General features: G+C 69.6%; 15 protein-coding genes and 5 pseudogenes. 10 read left to right on the top strand and 10 right to left on the bottom strand.

All coding sequences use genetic code 11. The features are described from left to right. Window positions 1-80: 80 nt before the first annotated feature. Together CP969_RS33555 and CP969_RS01800 are read right to left on the bottom strand one after the other, a co-directional pair. Window positions 81-191, bottom strand: a pseudogene (locus CP969_RS33555) (IS21-like element helper ATPase IstB); the annotation flags it as partial. Between the two features lie 28 nt (window positions 192-219). After that, a complete protein-coding gene (locus tag CP969_RS01800) occupies window positions 220-501 on the bottom strand; it encodes a hypothetical protein (RefSeq protein ID WP_223887024.1) in 282 nt (93 codons plus the stop codon). A 115-nt stretch (window positions 502-616) separates the two neighbouring features. Between CP969_RS01800 and CP969_RS01805 the strand changes: the two are divergent. Further along, window positions 617-1,209, top strand: a pseudogene (locus CP969_RS01805) (RNA polymerase sigma factor); the annotation flags it as partial. Between the two features lie 40 nt (window positions 1,210-1,249). Here the strand turns inward: CP969_RS01805 and CP969_RS01810 are convergent. From CP969_RS01810 to CP969_RS34160, 3 genes are all read right to left on the bottom strand, one after another. Further along, on the bottom strand, window positions 1,250-1,558 hold the full coding sequence (locus tag CP969_RS01810; protein WP_317984009.1) for a type I-E CRISPR-associated endoribonuclease Cas2: 309 nt from the start codon (window positions 1,556-1,558) through the stop codon (window positions 1,250-1,252). A gap of 133 nt (window positions 1,559-1,691) precedes the next feature. Beyond that, a complete protein-coding gene (locus tag CP969_RS01815; protein ID WP_223887025.1) occupies window positions 1,692-2,075 on the bottom strand; it encodes a hypothetical protein in 384 nt (127 codons plus the stop codon). Between the two features lie 864 nt (window positions 2,076-2,939). After that, window positions 2,940-3,071, bottom strand: coding sequence for a hypothetical protein (locus CP969_RS34160; protein ID WP_016828171.1), 132 nt, complete (start codon window positions 3,069-3,071; stop codon window positions 2,940-2,942). 540 nt (window positions 3,072-3,611) lie between these two features. Between CP969_RS34160 and CP969_RS01820 the strand changes: the two genes are divergently transcribed. The 3 genes and pseudogenes from CP969_RS01820 to CP969_RS01830 all read left to right on the top strand — a co-directional run bounded on the left by CP969_RS01820 (window position 3,612) and on the right by CP969_RS01830 (window position 6,311). Further along, window positions 3,612-4,517: a TIGR03619 family F420-dependent LLM class oxidoreductase gene (locus tag CP969_RS01820; RefSeq protein WP_004993398.1), complete on the top strand. Its 906-nt coding sequence runs from the start codon at window positions 3,612-3,614 to the stop codon at window positions 4,515-4,517. A gap of 18 nt (window positions 4,518-4,535) precedes the next feature. Then, window positions 4,536-5,381, top strand: a pseudogene (locus CP969_RS01825) (helicase associated domain-containing protein); the annotation flags it as partial. A gap of 78 nt (window positions 5,382-5,459) precedes the next feature. After that, on the top strand, window positions 5,460-6,311 hold the full coding sequence (locus CP969_RS01830) for an IS5 family transposase (protein WP_026085530.1): 852 nt from the start codon (window positions 5,460-5,462) through the stop codon (window positions 6,309-6,311). Between the two features lie 28 nt (window positions 6,312-6,339). Here the strand turns inward: CP969_RS01830 and CP969_RS01835 are convergent. The 3 genes and pseudogenes from CP969_RS01835 to CP969_RS01845 form a co-directional block, all read right to left on the bottom strand. Next, window positions 6,340-7,184 (bottom strand): annotated as a pseudogene (locus tag CP969_RS01835) (IS5 family transposase). Between the two features lie 213 nt (window positions 7,185-7,397). Next, window positions 7,398-7,856 carry a DUF4383 domain-containing protein gene (locus CP969_RS01840; RefSeq protein WP_004993394.1) on the bottom strand — a complete coding sequence of 153 codons (459 nt, stop codon included), beginning with the start codon at window positions 7,854-7,856 and terminating at the stop codon, window positions 7,398-7,400. A gap of 163 nt (window positions 7,857-8,019) precedes the next feature. Further along, window positions 8,020-8,589, bottom strand: a complete 570-nt coding sequence (locus tag CP969_RS01845; RefSeq protein WP_016828165.1) for a hypothetical protein — start codon at window positions 8,587-8,589, stop codon at window positions 8,020-8,022. Between the two features lie 940 nt (window positions 8,590-9,529). On the opposite strand from CP969_RS01845, the gene CP969_RS01850 reads away from it, so the two are divergent. The 4 genes from CP969_RS01850 to CP969_RS01860 all read left to right on the top strand — a co-directional run bounded on the left by CP969_RS01850 (window position 9,530) and on the right by CP969_RS01860 (window position 12,480). Beyond that, window positions 9,530-9,829, top strand: coding sequence for a transposase (locus tag CP969_RS01850; RefSeq protein ID WP_171817442.1), 300 nt, complete (start codon window positions 9,530-9,532; stop codon window positions 9,827-9,829). Further along, complete coding sequence (locus CP969_RS01855; RefSeq protein ID WP_150474888.1) at window positions 9,826-10,698, top strand: IS3 family transposase; 873 nt, start codon at window positions 9,826-9,828, stop codon at window positions 10,696-10,698. The genes CP969_RS01850 and CP969_RS01855 overlap by 4 nt, the downstream gene beginning before the upstream one ends. Window positions 10,699-10,875: 177 nt before the next feature. Next, entirely contained in the window at window positions 10,876-11,181 is a 306-nt protein-coding gene (locus CP969_RS33560; protein WP_223887027.1) for a transposase, read from the top strand. A gap of 60 nt (window positions 11,182-11,241) precedes the next feature. After that, window positions 11,242-12,480, top strand: coding sequence for a transposase (locus tag CP969_RS01860; RefSeq protein WP_016828161.1), 1,239 nt, complete (start codon window positions 11,242-11,244; stop codon window positions 12,478-12,480). Window positions 12,481-12,535: 55 nt separating this feature from the next. Here the strand turns inward: CP969_RS01860 and CP969_RS01865 are convergent, their stop codons facing one another. Beyond that, complete coding sequence (locus CP969_RS01865; RefSeq protein WP_004993386.1) at window positions 12,536-13,195, bottom strand: LysE family translocator; 660 nt, start codon at window positions 13,193-13,195, stop codon at window positions 12,536-12,538. Between the two features lie 488 nt (window positions 13,196-13,683). On the opposite strand from CP969_RS01865, the gene CP969_RS33565 reads away from it, so the two are divergent. Next, complete coding sequence (locus tag CP969_RS33565; RefSeq protein WP_016828160.1) at window positions 13,684-14,037, top strand: hypothetical protein; 354 nt, start codon at window positions 13,684-13,686, stop codon at window positions 14,035-14,037. Here CP969_RS33565 and CP969_RS33570 read toward each other — a convergent pair. Further along, window positions 14,003-14,330: pseudogene (locus CP969_RS33570) on the bottom strand (DDE-type integrase/transposase/recombinase); the annotation flags it as partial. The gene CP969_RS33565 and the pseudogene CP969_RS33570 sit on opposite strands and share 35 nt — an antisense overlap. Here CP969_RS33570 and CP969_RS01885 point away from each other — a divergent pair. Beyond that, window positions 14,314-14,889, top strand: coding sequence for a transposase family protein (locus CP969_RS01885; RefSeq protein ID WP_016828159.1), 576 nt, complete (start codon window positions 14,314-14,316; stop codon window positions 14,887-14,889). The pseudogene CP969_RS33570 and the gene CP969_RS01885 sit on opposite strands and share 17 nt — an antisense overlap. Window positions 14,890-14,964 lie beyond the last annotated feature (75 nt).

Genomic DNA, 14,964 nt, shown 5'->3' on the forward strand with positions numbered 1-14,964 from the left:
CTGGCTGATGGAACTCCACCTGGAACAAGTCGAGCCGTTCCGTCACCGACCCGTGTCATGTCGTCAGCGCGGGTCGACGCGCGGCCGTAGCGGGCGATCGTCTTGTTCAGCTGTTCCTCGTCGGCAGCCTCGACGAGCTCGTTCTCCAGCTTCGTGGCGAGCGTGTAGCGCACCCGGTAACTCCGGGCGGCCCCGCCGCTGTCGTTCTCGCACCGGCCGTCACCGGGGAAGCTGGGCGGTCTTCTCCGGATGGGCCACGCCGACGTAGTGCATGGCGGTCTTCTCCGTGATGCCGAACAGGCGCATCAGCTTCAGCGGATCGCCCATGTCGAACGCTTCGTTGAGGATCCGGTCCTGCCGCAGGCCGTCCAGCGTGAACCCCTCGGGTAGGTGTCTGTGGAGCATGGTCATGCTGACCGGTGGGTGGTCGGGGTCGAGTGCGGTTCGCTGGCTGACGAGCAGGTGGGGGTTGGTCGGGTCTGCCGCACGATCGGGTGACATCTGACCTGGCTTGCCATCAGGCAGGTTGGAAGGATGGAGCAATGCCCAAGGCTTATCCCAAGGAGTTCCGCCAGGACGTCGTGCGGGTCGCGCGGCGACCGCCGTCGCGGAAGTAGACCCCGCCGAGCGGGAAGTCGCCGGCCTGCTCGGGCTCATGCTGCTGTTCAACGCGCGACGCGAGGCCCAGACCGGCCCGAATGGCGAGTTCGTACTGCTCGACGATCAGGACCGCGGCCGCTGGGACCACACGATGATCGAGGAAGGAAGCGGCCTGGCGGTCTCCGCGTTGACCGGCGGACCACCCGGCCCGTACGGAGTACAGGCCGCCATCGCAGCCCTCCACGACGAGGCCATCGGCCTCGCGACCACCGACTGGCCACAGATCGCAGCGCTCTACGACGTGCTGCTCCAGCTCACCCCCTCCCCGTCGTCGCCCTGAACCGGGCGGTGGCGGTGGCGATGCGCGACGGACCGCAGGCGGGCCTGGCCCTGCTCGACGAGCTGGCCGACGAGCCGCTACTGCGTCGCTACCACCCCTACCCGGCCGCCCGGGCGGACCTGCTGCACCAGCTCGGCCGGCTGCCCGAGGCCGCCACGGCCTACCGGGAAGCGCTCGACCTGGCCGGCACCGAACCCGAACGGACCTACTTGAGGCGCAGGCTGAACGCGGTCCTGTCATCCGGACCGGACGACGAAGCCGGCACCTGACGGCGGAACACCCTCTGGTCGTCGATACCACATGCACCACCTATCTGCGCCGAGCAGCCAAGGGAATCCCACCCACCGTACGGAGTTCGAAGCCCTGCTCGTTGTTGCTGGGGTACGCCAGCACCGCCGTGCCGTCTCCCGCGCAGGCAACCACGGAGTCCCAGAGTCCATCGCGGACCCGGGCGGGGCCTGTGCCGACGTGGAATTCGGGGGTGACAGACCCGAGGCTCTCTCCGGACGCTTCCTTCGGCGGCCCTGGTGCGGGTGCCGCCCGCGCATCGGGCGACAGCATGCCAGGGGCGGGGTTCGGTGCGCCTGCAGTCGCACCGAACCCCGCCCCTGGTGGCATGGGCGCATCCCGTCCGGTCACCTACTGTCGTCTCGCCCACGGTCGCTCATACGCGACGTCGGTTGCTCGGACATGAGCCATGCGGACGGTGCGTGCGGCTGATCAGCGGACCGGTGGTTTCGGCCCCTCGCCGTCAGCGGCGATTGTCCCCGCGGTCGTGTCGGTCGCGGTTGTTGTCGCGGTCGTGCCGGTCGCGGTCGTTGTTGCGGTCGCGCTGGTCGCGGTTGTTATCGCGGTCGCGGTCCTGCCGGTCGCGGTCGTTGTCGCGGTCGTGCCGGTCGCGGTCGTTGTTGCGGTCGCGCTGGTCGCGGTTGTTATCGCGGTCGCGGTCGTGCCGGTCGCGGTTGTTATCGCGGTCGCGCCGGTCGTTGTCCGTGGCGTAGGAGCCGGTGCCGACGCGCTGGGCGTCGGAGTGGGGCGATGCCGAGGCCGTACCGCCTGCGGCGAGCACAGCGCCCGCGGCGACAGCCACCGAGGCGGCCGCGGTGGCGATCCGCCTTCCGAATATGCGACTCATGATCATTCCTCCTTGAATGCCATGCCGACGTCCCGCGGGACGTCGGACGGTGCCCCGAGACGATGGGGGCACCGTCCGAAACTTCCCATGATCGGGCATCACGGGCCCGCTGTGCGCCTCCGAATCAGTGAACGCGAAACGCTTCCGGCGCCGGTGGTCCCACTCGAAGGGGTCGCCCGACACCAGGTCGGCCTGTGGAGTCCCACGGTGTGCTGGTGCGCGATGCGGAACAGATCAGGTTCTTCCACGAGACGACTTCCTCTTCGCCCGGTCTTTCATCTCCGCCGGAGAGGACATCCGTGATTTTCTTGCCGAGTCCGGCCGGCCCCTGTTCCGGGGGGCCCAGAGCCGGCAGATCCTCGAGCACCTCGCCGGCACTGACCGCGAACGCTTCCGACCGTGGTGGCCCGGCTTCTGAGCTCCGACCGGATCCGTCAAGGGTGGGAACGCCGGCTGAGCACGCCGCAGACCGCCGACGCGGCGTTCCGGGAACTGCCGGTCGGCGCGCGGCACCGGCCCCCTGCATTGCGGCCTCTCGGTTTCATGTCAGCGAACCACCTGGGGATACACCGCCTCATGACAGTGAAATCCGGTACCGGTGCCACCCCGGTGTCAACGGCGGACCGTCACACGCCCCCACCACGGCCAGCAGGAAGACGGCCAGCAGCGGCCGACGACGCCTGCCGAACACTCCATTGACACGTACCCGACCCATCGCACCCGGCGCCTAAGCCGTTTAGGCGTGCCCTGCTGGCACGTGCCTACGCTGCGGACCACTCTGGACGGGCGGGGCTCAACGACTCACCTGTCGCCGATGTCGAGGGCCCCTCGGTGCCGCCGCCGCTGGCAGCACGGCGGCGGCGCCTACTGCGCGGCGCGGGCGCGCTTGGTGGTGCGCACGGCCTGGCGCTCCAGTTCCTCCAGGAGGGCTTGTGTGCGGTCTGGGTCGTGCTGCATGGCCTGCGCGTGACGGCGGCCGGTGCCAGGGCTGCCCATACCTGCTTCTGGGCCCGCAGAGCGGCTTCCAGGGCGTCCACGGCACGAGGCGAGTCGGGCTTGGTGTCGTCGTCCGTCTGAGTCGTCGGAGCGCCAGCGGCGCGGGCTTCGGTCAGGGCTTCGGCGAGCGCGGTTCCGGGCGGTCAAGGGGTTTTGTGCTCATCTCGCGCCGCCTCGCCGCTACCTTCCGTGGCAGGCGGAACCCGCCGATCATCCGGCGGACCATCCGCCAGGAGCCCGCCGGGGATCCGCCACGGCACCGCCATCCGGCGGGTGCATGGCGAATCGCTGACAGATCCGTGGCGGTGGGCATGGCGGTGTAAACCGGGCGCGGCGCCGTTCCGAACGCCGGGCAGCGAGGGCGCCTGCCAGGGCGCCTCACCGCTGACGGCCGGATCAGGAAACCGTCACCGATATCGGGTCTCCAGACCGCATGACACACAGAGATGTATGCATCACCCAAGGAACCGACCCGGGTTACGGCAAGATGAAAAGTTCAACGAACATCGTTGCCGTTATCCCCCCGCGAGAGGACGCACGATGCGCATCGGTTTCACACTGCCGCAGTTCGGCGCGCAGGCCCTCCAGACCACCGACGTCACCCGTTTCGCGCGGGAGGCCGAGGCGCTCGGCGCCGCCAGCCTGTGGGTTGGTGATCGTCTGCTCACAGCGGTGTCTCCCAGCGTCGGCTACGGTGGCAGCGGGGACACCGTCCCGGAGGAGTTCCGTACCGCCGCCGACCCCTTCGTCTGGCTCGCCGCTGCGGCCGCTGTCACCGACCGGGTCCTGCTCGGCAGCAATGTCCTCAACGCCCCCTGGTACCCGCCGGCCCTGCTCGCCCGGCAGCTGGCCAGCATCGACCGGCTCAGCGGCGGGCGGCTCCTGGTCGGCCTGGGCACCGGCTGGTCGCCCGAGGAGTACCAGGCTGCGGGTGTGCCGATGAACGAGCGCGGTGCCCGGCTGGACGAGTGCCTCGACATCCTCGAGGCCTGGTGGACCCGCGACCCCGTGGAGCACAAGGGCTCCCGGTGGACCATTCCTCCCAGCCACGTGCAGCTCAAGCCGGTCGGCAGCCCTCGCCCTCCGGTCTACATGGCGGGCTTCGCGCCGCGCGCGGTGCAGCGGGTCGCCCTGCGCGCCGACGGCTGGCTGCCGGTCGCCGCGCTCCCCGGCGGCTTCGACCCCGCGGCTTCGGTCGCCGAGCCGATGGCACGCATCCGCGCGGAGGCCCGCCGGGCGGGGCGCGCCCCCGAGGAGCTGGACGTGATCCTGCGCGTCAACCCCTCTTCCCAGACCACGGTCGACGACATCGCCGACGCCCTGAAGCGGGCTCACGGCGAGGCCGGCGTCGAGCACGCCTTCGTCGACCTGATGTATCTGGCACGCGATGTCGACCACGCGCTCCAAGTAGGCGCCCAGGTGCTGGAGGCCCTCGGCACCCGCTGAGGGTCGGAGTGGGCCGCTCCCGGCGAGGACCTCACCGACATGGTCGCCTCCGCCTCGCTCCGCCCCCTGTAGCCGGCCTCCAGGGCCTGCGCTCGTATGATGAGCGGACTTGTCGAGCAGCTCGCCTCCCGCGCCCGCACCCACGGGCAGCGCAAGGTGCACGTGAGGCGCGGTGAGGACGGGCGGATCGTCGGGGCCGGCGGCGAGAGTGACGGCGAGGACCAGGAGCAGGACGGCACCGACGCCGCTGCCGAGGCGGCCCTGCTCCTTTTCTCCACTCCCCGGGACGCCGCGACCATCGCGGCCTTCCTCCGTACGCGGGTGTACCGGCCGGAGTCCCTGGCGTGGCTGGAGGGCTACGAGGCGCTGCTGCGCTGGCGCAGGGAGAACGAGATCACCGGCCTGTACGCCGTGCCCTACGGCACTGAGGTGGAGGTCGGCGTCACCAAGGACTTTCCCCTCGGGCGGTGGGTGCACCAGCAGCGCAAGACGCTGCGCGCCGGCGAACTCGATCCCCACCGCAAGGAGCTGCTGGACGCGCCCGAGGCCGGGATGGTCTGGGAGCCGGGCGAGGAGGCGTGGGAAGCGAAGTTCGCTGCGCTCCGGTCGTACCGGCGGGCCACCGGCCACCTCGCGCCCCGTCAGGACGCCGTGTGGGGTGAGGGCGAGGCGATGGTGCCGGTCGGACAGCACATCGCCAGCCTCCGCCGCAAGGGCGGTCTTGGCAAAAACCCGGAGCGGGCGAAGCAGCGCGCAGCGCAGCTCACCGCGATCGACCCGGACTGGAACTGCCCCTGGCCCCTGGACTGGCAGCGCCACTACCGGGTCCTGGCGGACCTGGTCGACGCCGACGGCGTTCTGCCCTAAGAGGGCATCTGATCTATGTAGTTGTAGTCAGGGATGGTTTTGTGACTGCTGGTGTTGGCGGTCGTCGGGCGGGGTGTGAATGCTCGTCGCCCGTACCGCAGTGATGTCTCCGACGCCCGCTGGGCCTTGATCGAACCGGTCTTCACCGCCTGGCGAGCCAGGCGAACCGGACCCGGCACGGCGGCCCGGGTGCACGACCTGCGGGAGATCGTCAACGCGATCCTGTATGCCAACCGCACCGGCATCCCGTGGGAGTACCTGCCGCACGACTTCCCGCCGTACAAGACCGTCTACGACTACTACGCCAAGTGGGAAGCCGACGGCACCACCCGACAGGTCCACGACCTGTTACGCGACAGGACCCGGCGGGCCCACGGCCGCAGCAGGGAGCCCACGGCGGCCGTGATCGACGCGCAGCGCGTGAAGACCTCGGCAAACGTGGCCGAGACCAGTCAGGGCATCGACGCCGGCAAGAAGATCAAAGGACGCAAGCGGCACGTCGTCACCGACACCCTCGGCCTGGTCCTGGCCGTGCTGGTCACCGCCGCGTCCGTGCACGACACCACCGGCGGCAAGCTCCTGCTCGACGACCTGGCCACGGCCCACCCCACCGTGTCGAAGGTCTGGGCCGACGGCGGCTACCAGAGCAGCATCCTCAACCACGGCGCCGGTCTGGGGATCGATGTGGAAGTCGTGCAGCGGCCACGGACGGAGGGGTTCGAACCGTTGCCGAAGCGGTGGGTGATCGAGCGGACCTTCGGCTGGCTGATGCAGCACCGCCGCCTGGCACGGGACTACGAAGCCCTCCCGCAGCGGTCCCGGGCGATGATCCACTGGGCGATGGCTAACAAAATGTCCCGCGAGCTCACGGGAGAATCCGCGCCAACGCGGCGAATCGAAACGGACATGTCCGCCACAACGGCATGAACATTGATCAGATGCCCTCTTACTGGCCCTAACAAAGCCTCTGAACGTGCCGGTGGGTGATCAGACAGACGGCGAGGCCGAGGAACGCCTCGTGGATGTCGTCGCGTCTCTCCCAGCGGATCCGTAGGCGGCGGAAGCCATGCAGCCAGGAGATCGTTCGCCCGACCACCCAGCGGAAGGTGCCCGGACCGGTGCCGTGCGGCTGGCTCCGCTCGGCGATCGCGGGCCGGATTCCGCGCTGCCGCAGGAGTCGGCGGTACTTGTCGTGGTCGTAGCCGCGGTCGGCGAAGAGCATGTCGGGCCGCCTGCGCGGCCGGCCGACAGCTCCCGCCACTGCCGGGATCTTGTCCAGCTGGGGCAGCAGTTGCGTGACGTCGCCTGCGGTTTCCGCCGGTCAGCGACACCGCGAGCAGGATCCCTTGGCCGTCGGTGATGATGTGGTGTTTGCTGCCCGGCCGTGCGCGGTCGACCGGGCTGGGGCCGCTCTTGGGCCCCTGCGTGCGGCCCGGACGTGGGTGGGGGTGCCCCGGCGAAGCCAGGGGGAGAGTCGATCACCGCCCGCGACCAGTCCCGCTGGTTCTTCGACCGCAGCTTGTTCAGCAGCAGCTGGTGGAGCTGGTCCCGGACGCCGGCTTCATTCTAGGCCGCCAGGCGCCGCCAGCAGGTCATGCCCGAGCCGAAGCCGAGCTCCTGGGGCAGGTACTCCCACTGGATGCCGGTGTGCAGGACGAACAGGATCCCGCACAAGGCCTGGCGGTCGGGCACTCGCGGCCGGCCTTTCACCTGCTTCGGTGGCGGCACGGGCAGCAACGACTCGATGAGCGACCACAGTTCGTCCGACACGATCCATGGCCGCGACTGACACTTCCCCATACTCACACCAACGAGCGATCAAGCCGACAGTCACACAATCACACTGCTTTTGTTAGAGCCAGTAAGCGGCCTACCGCCATACCCATGCTCGTGGCCGGGTGGTTGATCGGCCGGACCGGCCGATCAACCGGTTTGGTCCCTGTGGCGTGGACCGCGTGGGACTACCGCCAGACAGTCAGCCTTGCAGCCGAACTGAAGTGATCACTGCACCGGTCAGCGAGCAGTCCGTGTCGGGGCGGGCCTGCGGGTGAGCAGCGCGCCCAGCGCGATCATTCCCAGGCCGAGCACGAGGTGGAGCCAGTTGTCGGCGGTGTTGAGCGGGACGAAGTTCGCGGCGCTGTCGTGGTCGATGATCAGCCCGTACAGCCACAGGACCAGGTAGATGGCACCGCCCGCCAGGAGGTACAGCCGCGCTTTCGCAGCGGTGCGCGCCAGTGCCAGCCCGGCGACGCCGAAGGCCAGATGCACGAGGTTGTGCAGGATGGACACCTGGAAGATACCCAGCAGCTTGGCCTCGGAGTGGTGCGTGGCGAACTCCATGGTGTCGTAGTTCGTGGTGATGCCCGGAATGAAGCCGAGGACACCGACCAAAAGGAAGACCGCGCCCACGACCAGGGCGGCGTGCTGTACCGGCGTTCGGGCAGTGCGTGCGGCACGTGCATGTGTGGACATGGCAACTCCCTGTTCAGGCTCGAAGGCAGGCCCCGGCCGCCCGGCCCGCCATAGCTTTGCGCGAGCGCCCTCGGCCGCCGCAGACATGTCACAACAGCCATTAGGCGTTCACCAGGTGCAGGCGCTGTGGCTGCTGATCACTTCCCATCCGTCTCGCGAGGCGTCAGGCCACCAGGTGGGTCGCGGAGCGGGCCCGCTCCCACATGCCGGGGATCTGCTCGCTCGGGCGCTGCTGTTCGCCGTGCAGGGCGTTGAGCACCACCAGGCATCCGGTCAGGGCCGGCACCGTCCACTGCGCCAGGTGCAGCTGCCGCCGCGCCTTGTCCAGGTCGATGGGGTGCTTGGCCGCCTTCTCGGCGTCATCAGGGTCGATGGAGGAGGCCGGCTCGACCTTCTTGCCCAGGACGCGGGCGTAGGCGGTGGCGGCCAGAGCCGCGGCGGTGACGACGGTTTTGGCCGTGGTGGAGGCGGCCACGCCCTGCTGGGTGGCGACCCGGTGCGCGTTCACGGCGAGCAGCCCGCCGCCGCCGAACAGGTGCGCGCCGATCGCGGCGGCGTTGACCGGCGCCCACTTCGCCCAGCCCGACGACGAGATCCGGTCCCGGGTCGCCTCCGTGCCGCCTTCGCCCTCGGCCGCACCGTTGAGGCCGACCGCCCCCATCAGCGAGCCACCGAACCAGGCCGCCAGGCCAAGATCGTGCAAGCTGCGGATGGCGGTATTGCGTTCCGACATAGCGGAGCTCCTTCAGGGGTGGAAGAGGGGCTTGTCCGACGTAGACGGCGACCCCCACTTACCCTCACCGAACTCCATATACCGCGCCATCACGGCAGGCCAAATGGGTGCCAACCCGACGACGATCAGGCAATCCTGCGGGGCTTCATGCGGATCGAGGCAACCATCAATCCTCCGCGCTCGACGAGGGGGAACGGTCTCCCGCATCCTCCCTGCTACCGGGTGGCCCCGGGGCCGGCCGCGTCCCGGCGCCTGGCACGGTGCTTTCGTCATCCGTCCCACCGGATGGCTCCTGGCCATCACGGCTGGGTGTCCTGACCGGGGTCGGGCTGCGGGTGCTGTTGCTCGTGCTCCTGGCGGCGCGGGTCGGCCGGGTCGGCGGCCGGGGCCGGGAGCTCCCGGTCCTCGGTGGTACAGCGACGGGCGTTGGCTGCGTGGGGATGGCGGTGAGCCGCTCCAGGCTGACCGGTGCGCGCATCCACGTCACCGGGTCGGTCATATGGCCCTCCAGGTACTCCTTCGGCATCGCGGCCTGCTGGTGGGCGTGGACGGCGGCGGCCCGTTGTGTCTGGGTGAGTGCGGCGTCCCGCCCGGGGTGGTCGACGCCGTGCGACGCCTCGGCGGCCCGGTCGTGGTGGTCGGTGGGCGCGGTCGTGATCGGAGTGTCGTCCCGCGCACCGGTGGTGCGGGCGGCGCGGATCGCGTTCCACGCGGCGAGGCTAGCGATCTTGGCCCGCTCGTAGCGGGTGGCGGCCCGCGGCGGCTTGCCGCCGGCGTCGGCGATCCGCCAACAGCCGGGCCAGGCGAAGTCGGCGGTGTAGGTCAGCTGGTCGAAGGCCGGGCTCTGGCGGCCGGGCTGGGGAATGGGCTTGATCCGCTTTGGCGGACATCAGAGATCAGGGGCTTCGGCCCCGGAAGGATGATGTCCATCATGGAGAGCATGGGGAAGAAGAGGCCGCGTCCTCGCCGCTCGTTCACGCCGGAGTTCAAGGCCGAGATCGTCGAGCTGTGCCGACGCGGTGACCGCTCGGTCGGCCAGGTCGCCAAGGACTTCGACCCGACCGGGACCGCGGTGCGCGACCGGGTCAGGCAGGCCGAGGTCGATGCCGGCGAGCGCGACGGCCTGACCAGCAACGAACGCGAGGAACCGGCCCGGCTGCGGCGGGAGAACCGCCGCCTGCGGGAGGACGTGGAGATCCTCAAGCGGGCCACGGCTTTCTTCGCGACGGAGACCCGGTGAACGTGCACCCGTTCATCGAGGCGGAGAAGCAGGCAGGTCACCGCGTCAAACGCGCCTGTGAACTGCTGAAGGTCTCCCGTGCCGCCTTCCATGCCCGCCGCACCGGCGCCGTCGGCCCCCGGGCCGTGCAGGACGCGGAACTGACCGAGCAGATCACCGCCGTCCGCGCCCGGTCCCGAGGCACCTACGGGGCGCCGCGCATCCACGCCGTCCTGCGGCGCGAGGGCACGGCCTGCGGCCGCAGACGCATCGCCCGGCTGATGCGGGCCGCCGGGCTCGCCGGCCGGCACCGCAGGCGGCGGCACCGCACCACGATCCCCGACCCGCACGCCGCAACCCGCCCGGACCTGGTCCTGCGCGACTTCCGGCCCGACCCGACGGCGACCGACGCCCGCTGGTGCGGTGACATCACCTACATCCCCACCGACGAGGGCTGGCTCTACCTGGACACCGTCATCGACATCGCCTCCCGGCGCGTGGTCGGCCGGGCCACCGCCGACCACCTGCGCACCGAGCCGGTCGCCGAGGCCCTGCGGGCCGCCTGTCGCCGGCGCCGCCCCGCCAGGTCGGTGATCTTCCATTCCGACCGTGGCTGCCAGTACACCAGCCGTGAATTCGCCCTGCTCGCAGCCGGTTGGGGTATCCAGCTGTCGGTCGGCCGCACCGGCCAGTGCTGGGACAATGCGCTGGCCGAGTCGTTCTTCGCCACCCTGAAGAACGAACTGCTCGGCGACCGTTCCTGGCCGAGCAGGTCCGTCGCCCGCACCGCGGTCTTTGAGCGGACCGAGGGCTGGTACAACTTGCACCGGCTGCACAGCAGCCTCGGCTACCGCAGTCCCGCCGACTACGAAGCCGCCCCGGCGGCCTGACCACCACACTGATGGTGTCCGTCAAAGCGGAACAAGCTCAGCTCGTGGCTGTTTCGAAGGCCGATGCAGTTGTCGAGGTGTCCGTTGTCGCTCCGTCCCCGTTCCGGTGAGCAAGTTCCGTCTCTGACCGCGCAGATCGCGCGGGCGAGCAACCCGGGCGGTACGACCGCGATGTGGGTGAGAGACCGCCTCGACGGGCTGTGGTGCGACGAGGACTTCGCCGACTGGTACCCGCGTGACGGTCGTCCGGGTCTGTCGCCCGCCCAACTGGCGACTGTCTGCGTGCTGCAGTTCCTGCTCGGCCTGTCGGACCGGCAGGCGGCGGAAGCAGTCCGCTGCCGCATCGATTTCAAGTACGCCATGGCCCTGGAGCTGGACGATCCCGGCTTCCACCACAGTGTGCTGGCCGACTTCCGCGACCGTCTCGCCGAGGGCGACCGCGCCGACCGCCTCCTCGACCTCGCGCTGGCCCGTCTCAAGTAGGCCGGTCTCGTACGAGAACGCACCACGCAGCGCACCGACTCCACCCATGTCCTGGCCGCGGTGCGCGACCTGACTCGGCTGGAACTGGTCACCGAGGCCGTCCGTGCCGTGCTGGAGGAAGTGGCCCGCACCGCTTCGCATCTGCTGGGCGGCCTGGTTGATGAAGACTGGGGGCGCCGCTACGGCCGCCCGGTCCGTCTGGGCAAGAACCCCACCCGGCCCAAGTCCAGGATCCTCGCCGCCGGCGACGACGCCTGCCGGCTGCTGGAACGCCTCCACCGGTACGGACCGGATTACCGGCCGGGCCCGCAGGCCGAGGCGCTGCGGCAGATCGTCGTGCAGAGCTACTACCGCGATTCGGCAGGCCGCCTACGGTGGCGCACCGCCGACGACGGCGGTCTGCCGCCCTCCTCCTCGGCGATCGTCTCCCCTTACGACACTACGGCGCGTTACGTCCGTCACGGGCACATCATCCGCTGGAAGGGGTTCGCCGCGCATGTCACCGAGACGTGCGCCTTCGACAGCACCAACGTGATCACAGACGTGGCCACCACCTCGGCCGCCACGAACGACGCCCAGGCCCTGCCCGGCATCCACACCCGCCTGGCGCGTCGCGGGCTACTGCCGGCCGAGCACCTGGTCGACGGCGGCTACACCTCCCTGGTCCACCTGGAACGAGCCGAGCGCGAACACCAGGTCACCGTCAGCGGGCCACTGCCAGGCAACCCCACCCGCCAGCACCGCAAGAATGAAGGCTTCGACCGGGACGACTTCCGCATCGACTTCGACCGCCGACAGGTGACCTGTCCTCAGGGCCAGGCCAGCGCGGGCTGGCACGGCCCCTACCCAACGTCCTCACCCACCGCCGCCCCGCTGATCGTGGCCCGGTTCACCAAGAGCCAGTGCCGCCCCTGCCCGGCACGCACCCGCTGCACCACCACCGCCGACAGCGCCCGGACCGTGGGCTTTCCTCCACGAGAACTCCGCGACCTGCAACTCCGCGTCCGCGCCGAGCAGCAGACCTCCGACTGGAAGACCCGCTACGCGGTCCGCTCCGGAGTCGAGGGCACCATCAACGAGTTCGCCCACGGACACGGCATGCGCCGCTGCCGCTACCGAGGACAGCCGAAAACCCACCTGCAGCACGTACTCACGGCCATCGCCGTGAACATCGAACGACTCAGCAGCCAGTCAGCGACCGCGGAACTCTCTTCGCCGAGACCGCCGACCGCCTTCCAGACCTTCCTGGACCAGCACGAGATCCCCCGGTCAAAGTCCTGGCGAACCCTCGGCAGCTGAGCCCTACCATCTCAGATCCCCGACAGAGTCAAGCTGAGTCATGTGTGGCTTCTGATCAGGTGAACAGCGGTACCGCCATCCAGACCGCAACTCCGATCAAGGTGGCGGCGAACAAACAGTCGATCCATCGCTTCGACCGCTCACTGCGGAACAGGGCGGTGAGCGCCCGGCCGCCGAGTGCCCAGACGATGAAGGCGACGAGGTTGTTCAGCGTGAACACGGCCGTGATCACCAGTACCGTGGCGACGTCGTCGTTGGCGGGCGGCCTGAGAAACTGCGTGAACAACACCGCGATGATGTAGTACGCCTTGGGGTTCAGTAGCAGGACGATCGCGCCGGCCCAGAACCCGACCCGCTGCTCCCCGGCCGATGCGGCATCCGCCGTGGACCCTCCCTTCGCCCGAGCGGCACGAACGAACGTCACCGCCAACCACAACACGTAGAGGCTCCCGACCGCGCTGAGCACCTTTGCGAACAAGGGATGCTCCAGGATGGTGACCCCCATCCCGATCCCGATCGCCGCAGTCACACCGAAGGTCGCGATGTGGTACCCGGCAAGGGCCGGCACGGCGGCGCGCAGCCCCTTCGACGCACCGATCGCCGCGAAGAACGCGTTTCCCGGGCCCGGGCTGTACGCAAGCGGGAACAAGAAGACCAGGAGCGCGATGAGCGTGTCCGCGCTTATCGCCGGCGTCGGGGAGGTCGTGAAGATCATATGCCGAGTCTTCAAAGCAGCCACCGATCGTGCTGGCGGAAACCGGACATCACGATGCAGCCGAACGTCCACCACCTACCGTGCACCACGTGCCGGGGAAGAAGGCCCAGCACGGTGCAACCCGAACGGCGTCGGTACCTATAGACGTCGACAGGTGCGGGTTCCCGCGCGAGCGCTTCTCAGAATCTGCGAACCCGTGCGCTTCCGACCGAGCCGCGCAGAAGGTCCGCCGCCAGGAGCAGGGCCACCAGTACGTCGAGGCCCGGCTGATCGCGCTGGGCGCCCCCGTGCCGCGGGCCGGCTGCGATCCCGCGGTGTGGCTACGGGAGGCCCTGACAGTGATCGGTGCCCGTACCGTCCGCCATACGCGGCGCCCACCGCTTCATCTTCCCCCTGGGCCAAAACGGGCGACAACGTGCCCGCATCAAGATCGGGATCGATGCGCGACCGCCCTATCCGCGCCGTCCCGACTCCGAACCGGCCGCCCTGTGCCGGCCATCCGCCTGGTGCGGCGGCTGCGCCGCAAACTCGGCCGACCCGTGCGGATCCTGAAGGTCATGGGACTGCGGGCCGTCGAGAGCCGCGACCGCGCCCACCACCCCGCCTACCGCAACATCCTCACCAACGGCGCCCGCATCGTCGACGAGTGGCTGCCGGTCAAGGACTGGCCCACCGCCGCCGTCCTGGAATGGCACCAGGACGCCCCCATGCCCCACCACTGGACCTACGACGGTGCTGTCACGTTGTGGGGTTTGCAGGTGCCTGCCAGTGTGTCGGACATGGCGGGCCCGCGGTCCGGGCCTGCGTTCAGGCCGTGGTGGACCGGCCGGCAGCGCCGGTGATCTGGTCCCAGATCGCGAAGCGGACGGTCATCTCGGCTCGGTGGTCGGAGGCGGTTCATCAGGTGGCGGCGGGGTCGGAAGTGGGGCGAGATGCCGCTGAACGCGGCCAGGAACCGCTGGGCTCCGCCGACGCTGCGGAAGCCCTTCAGGGCGCGTTCGCGCTGCCGGGTGGGCTGGTGGGAGTTCTCGGCCCGATTGTTCAGGCCCTGGTGGGAACGGTGCTCGACGGAGGGCATGACCTCGCGGTGGGCGGCGCGGTAGGAGGGCAGCTTGTCGGTGACGATCACCCGCGGCACCGAACACGTCCTTGGTGCCAGTGGCAGGACCGGCATCATCGATGGAACGGAAGTCCGTGTCCGCCGGCCGGCTGCCGGGCGCAGAGATCGCGACAAGTTCATCTCCGGCAAGAGCAAGCAGAACGCCGTCAAGACCATGGTGGTCACCGATGAGGACGGCCGTGTGCTGTTCTGCAGCCCGACCCGCCCCGGAAGCTGTGCGGACATCACCCATGCCCGTCAACTGGGACTGGTGAAACTGCTGGCCGAAGGGCCTCCGGTGGAGATCCTCGCCGACGCCGGCTACCAGGGCCTGGGCGCGCAGACTGGCGGCCGCGTGATCACGCCACCGCACCGGAAGTTCAAGAAGAATGCCCCCGACTGGTACGAGGAGATGCACGAGCGGCAGAGGAAGGCACACCCCTCGCGCCGCATCCGGGTCGAGCACGGCATCGTCCACCTGAAAAACTGGCGGACGCTCGCCCGCCGTGAGCACATGAGCGACACCGTCCAGGCCGTAGCCGCTCTGCTGTCACATCAGCAGGTGGCAGACCTGAACCCGGCACAACAGACGTGAACACGGAGCCTCCTCGAAGGCCCCGACGCCCCACCGCTTACCGTGCACGAGCTCGTTAGTCGAGTGCTATCCCGG

This window comes from Streptomyces viridosporus T7A (assembly GCF_008704515.1).
Taxonomy (GTDB): Bacteria; Actinomycetota; Actinomycetes; order Streptomycetales; family Streptomycetaceae; genus Streptomyces; species Streptomyces viridosporus.

Excerpts from the sequence above, each read along its gene's own strand:
- CP969_RS34160 (WP_016828171.1), bottom strand. The coding sequence starts at position 3,071 with ATGGGCAGCCCTGGCACCGGCCGCCGTCACGCGCAGGCCATGCAGCAC.
- CP969_RS01850 (WP_171817442.1), top strand. The coding sequence starts at position 9,530 with ATGGGGAAGAAGAGGCCGCGTCCTCGCCGCTCGTTCACGCCGGAGTTC.
- CP969_RS01810 (WP_317984009.1), bottom strand. The coding sequence starts at position 1,558 with ATGCCACCAGGGGCGGGGTTCGGTGCGACTGCAGGCGCACCGAACCCC.
- CP969_RS01840 (WP_004993394.1), bottom strand. The coding sequence starts at position 7,856 with ATGTCCACACATGCACGTGCCGCACGCACTGCCCGAACGCCGGTACAG.
- CP969_RS01845 (WP_016828165.1), bottom strand. The coding sequence starts at position 8,589 with ATGTCGGAACGCAATACCGCCATCCGCAGCTTGCACGATCTTGGCCTG.
- CP969_RS01820 (WP_004993398.1), top strand. The coding sequence starts at position 3,612 with ATGCGCATCGGTTTCACACTGCCGCAGTTCGGCGCGCAGGCCCTCCAG.
- CP969_RS01815 (WP_223887025.1), bottom strand. The coding sequence starts at position 2,075 with ATGAGTCGCATATTCGGAAGGCGGATCGCCACCGCGGCCGCCTCGGTG.
- CP969_RS01800 (WP_223887024.1), bottom strand. The coding sequence starts at position 501 with ATGTCACCCGATCGTGCGGCAGACCCGACCAACCCCCACCTGCTCGTC.
- CP969_RS01865 (WP_004993386.1), bottom strand. The coding sequence starts at position 13,195 with ATGATCTTCACGACCTCCCCGACGCCGGCGATAAGCGCGGACACGCTC.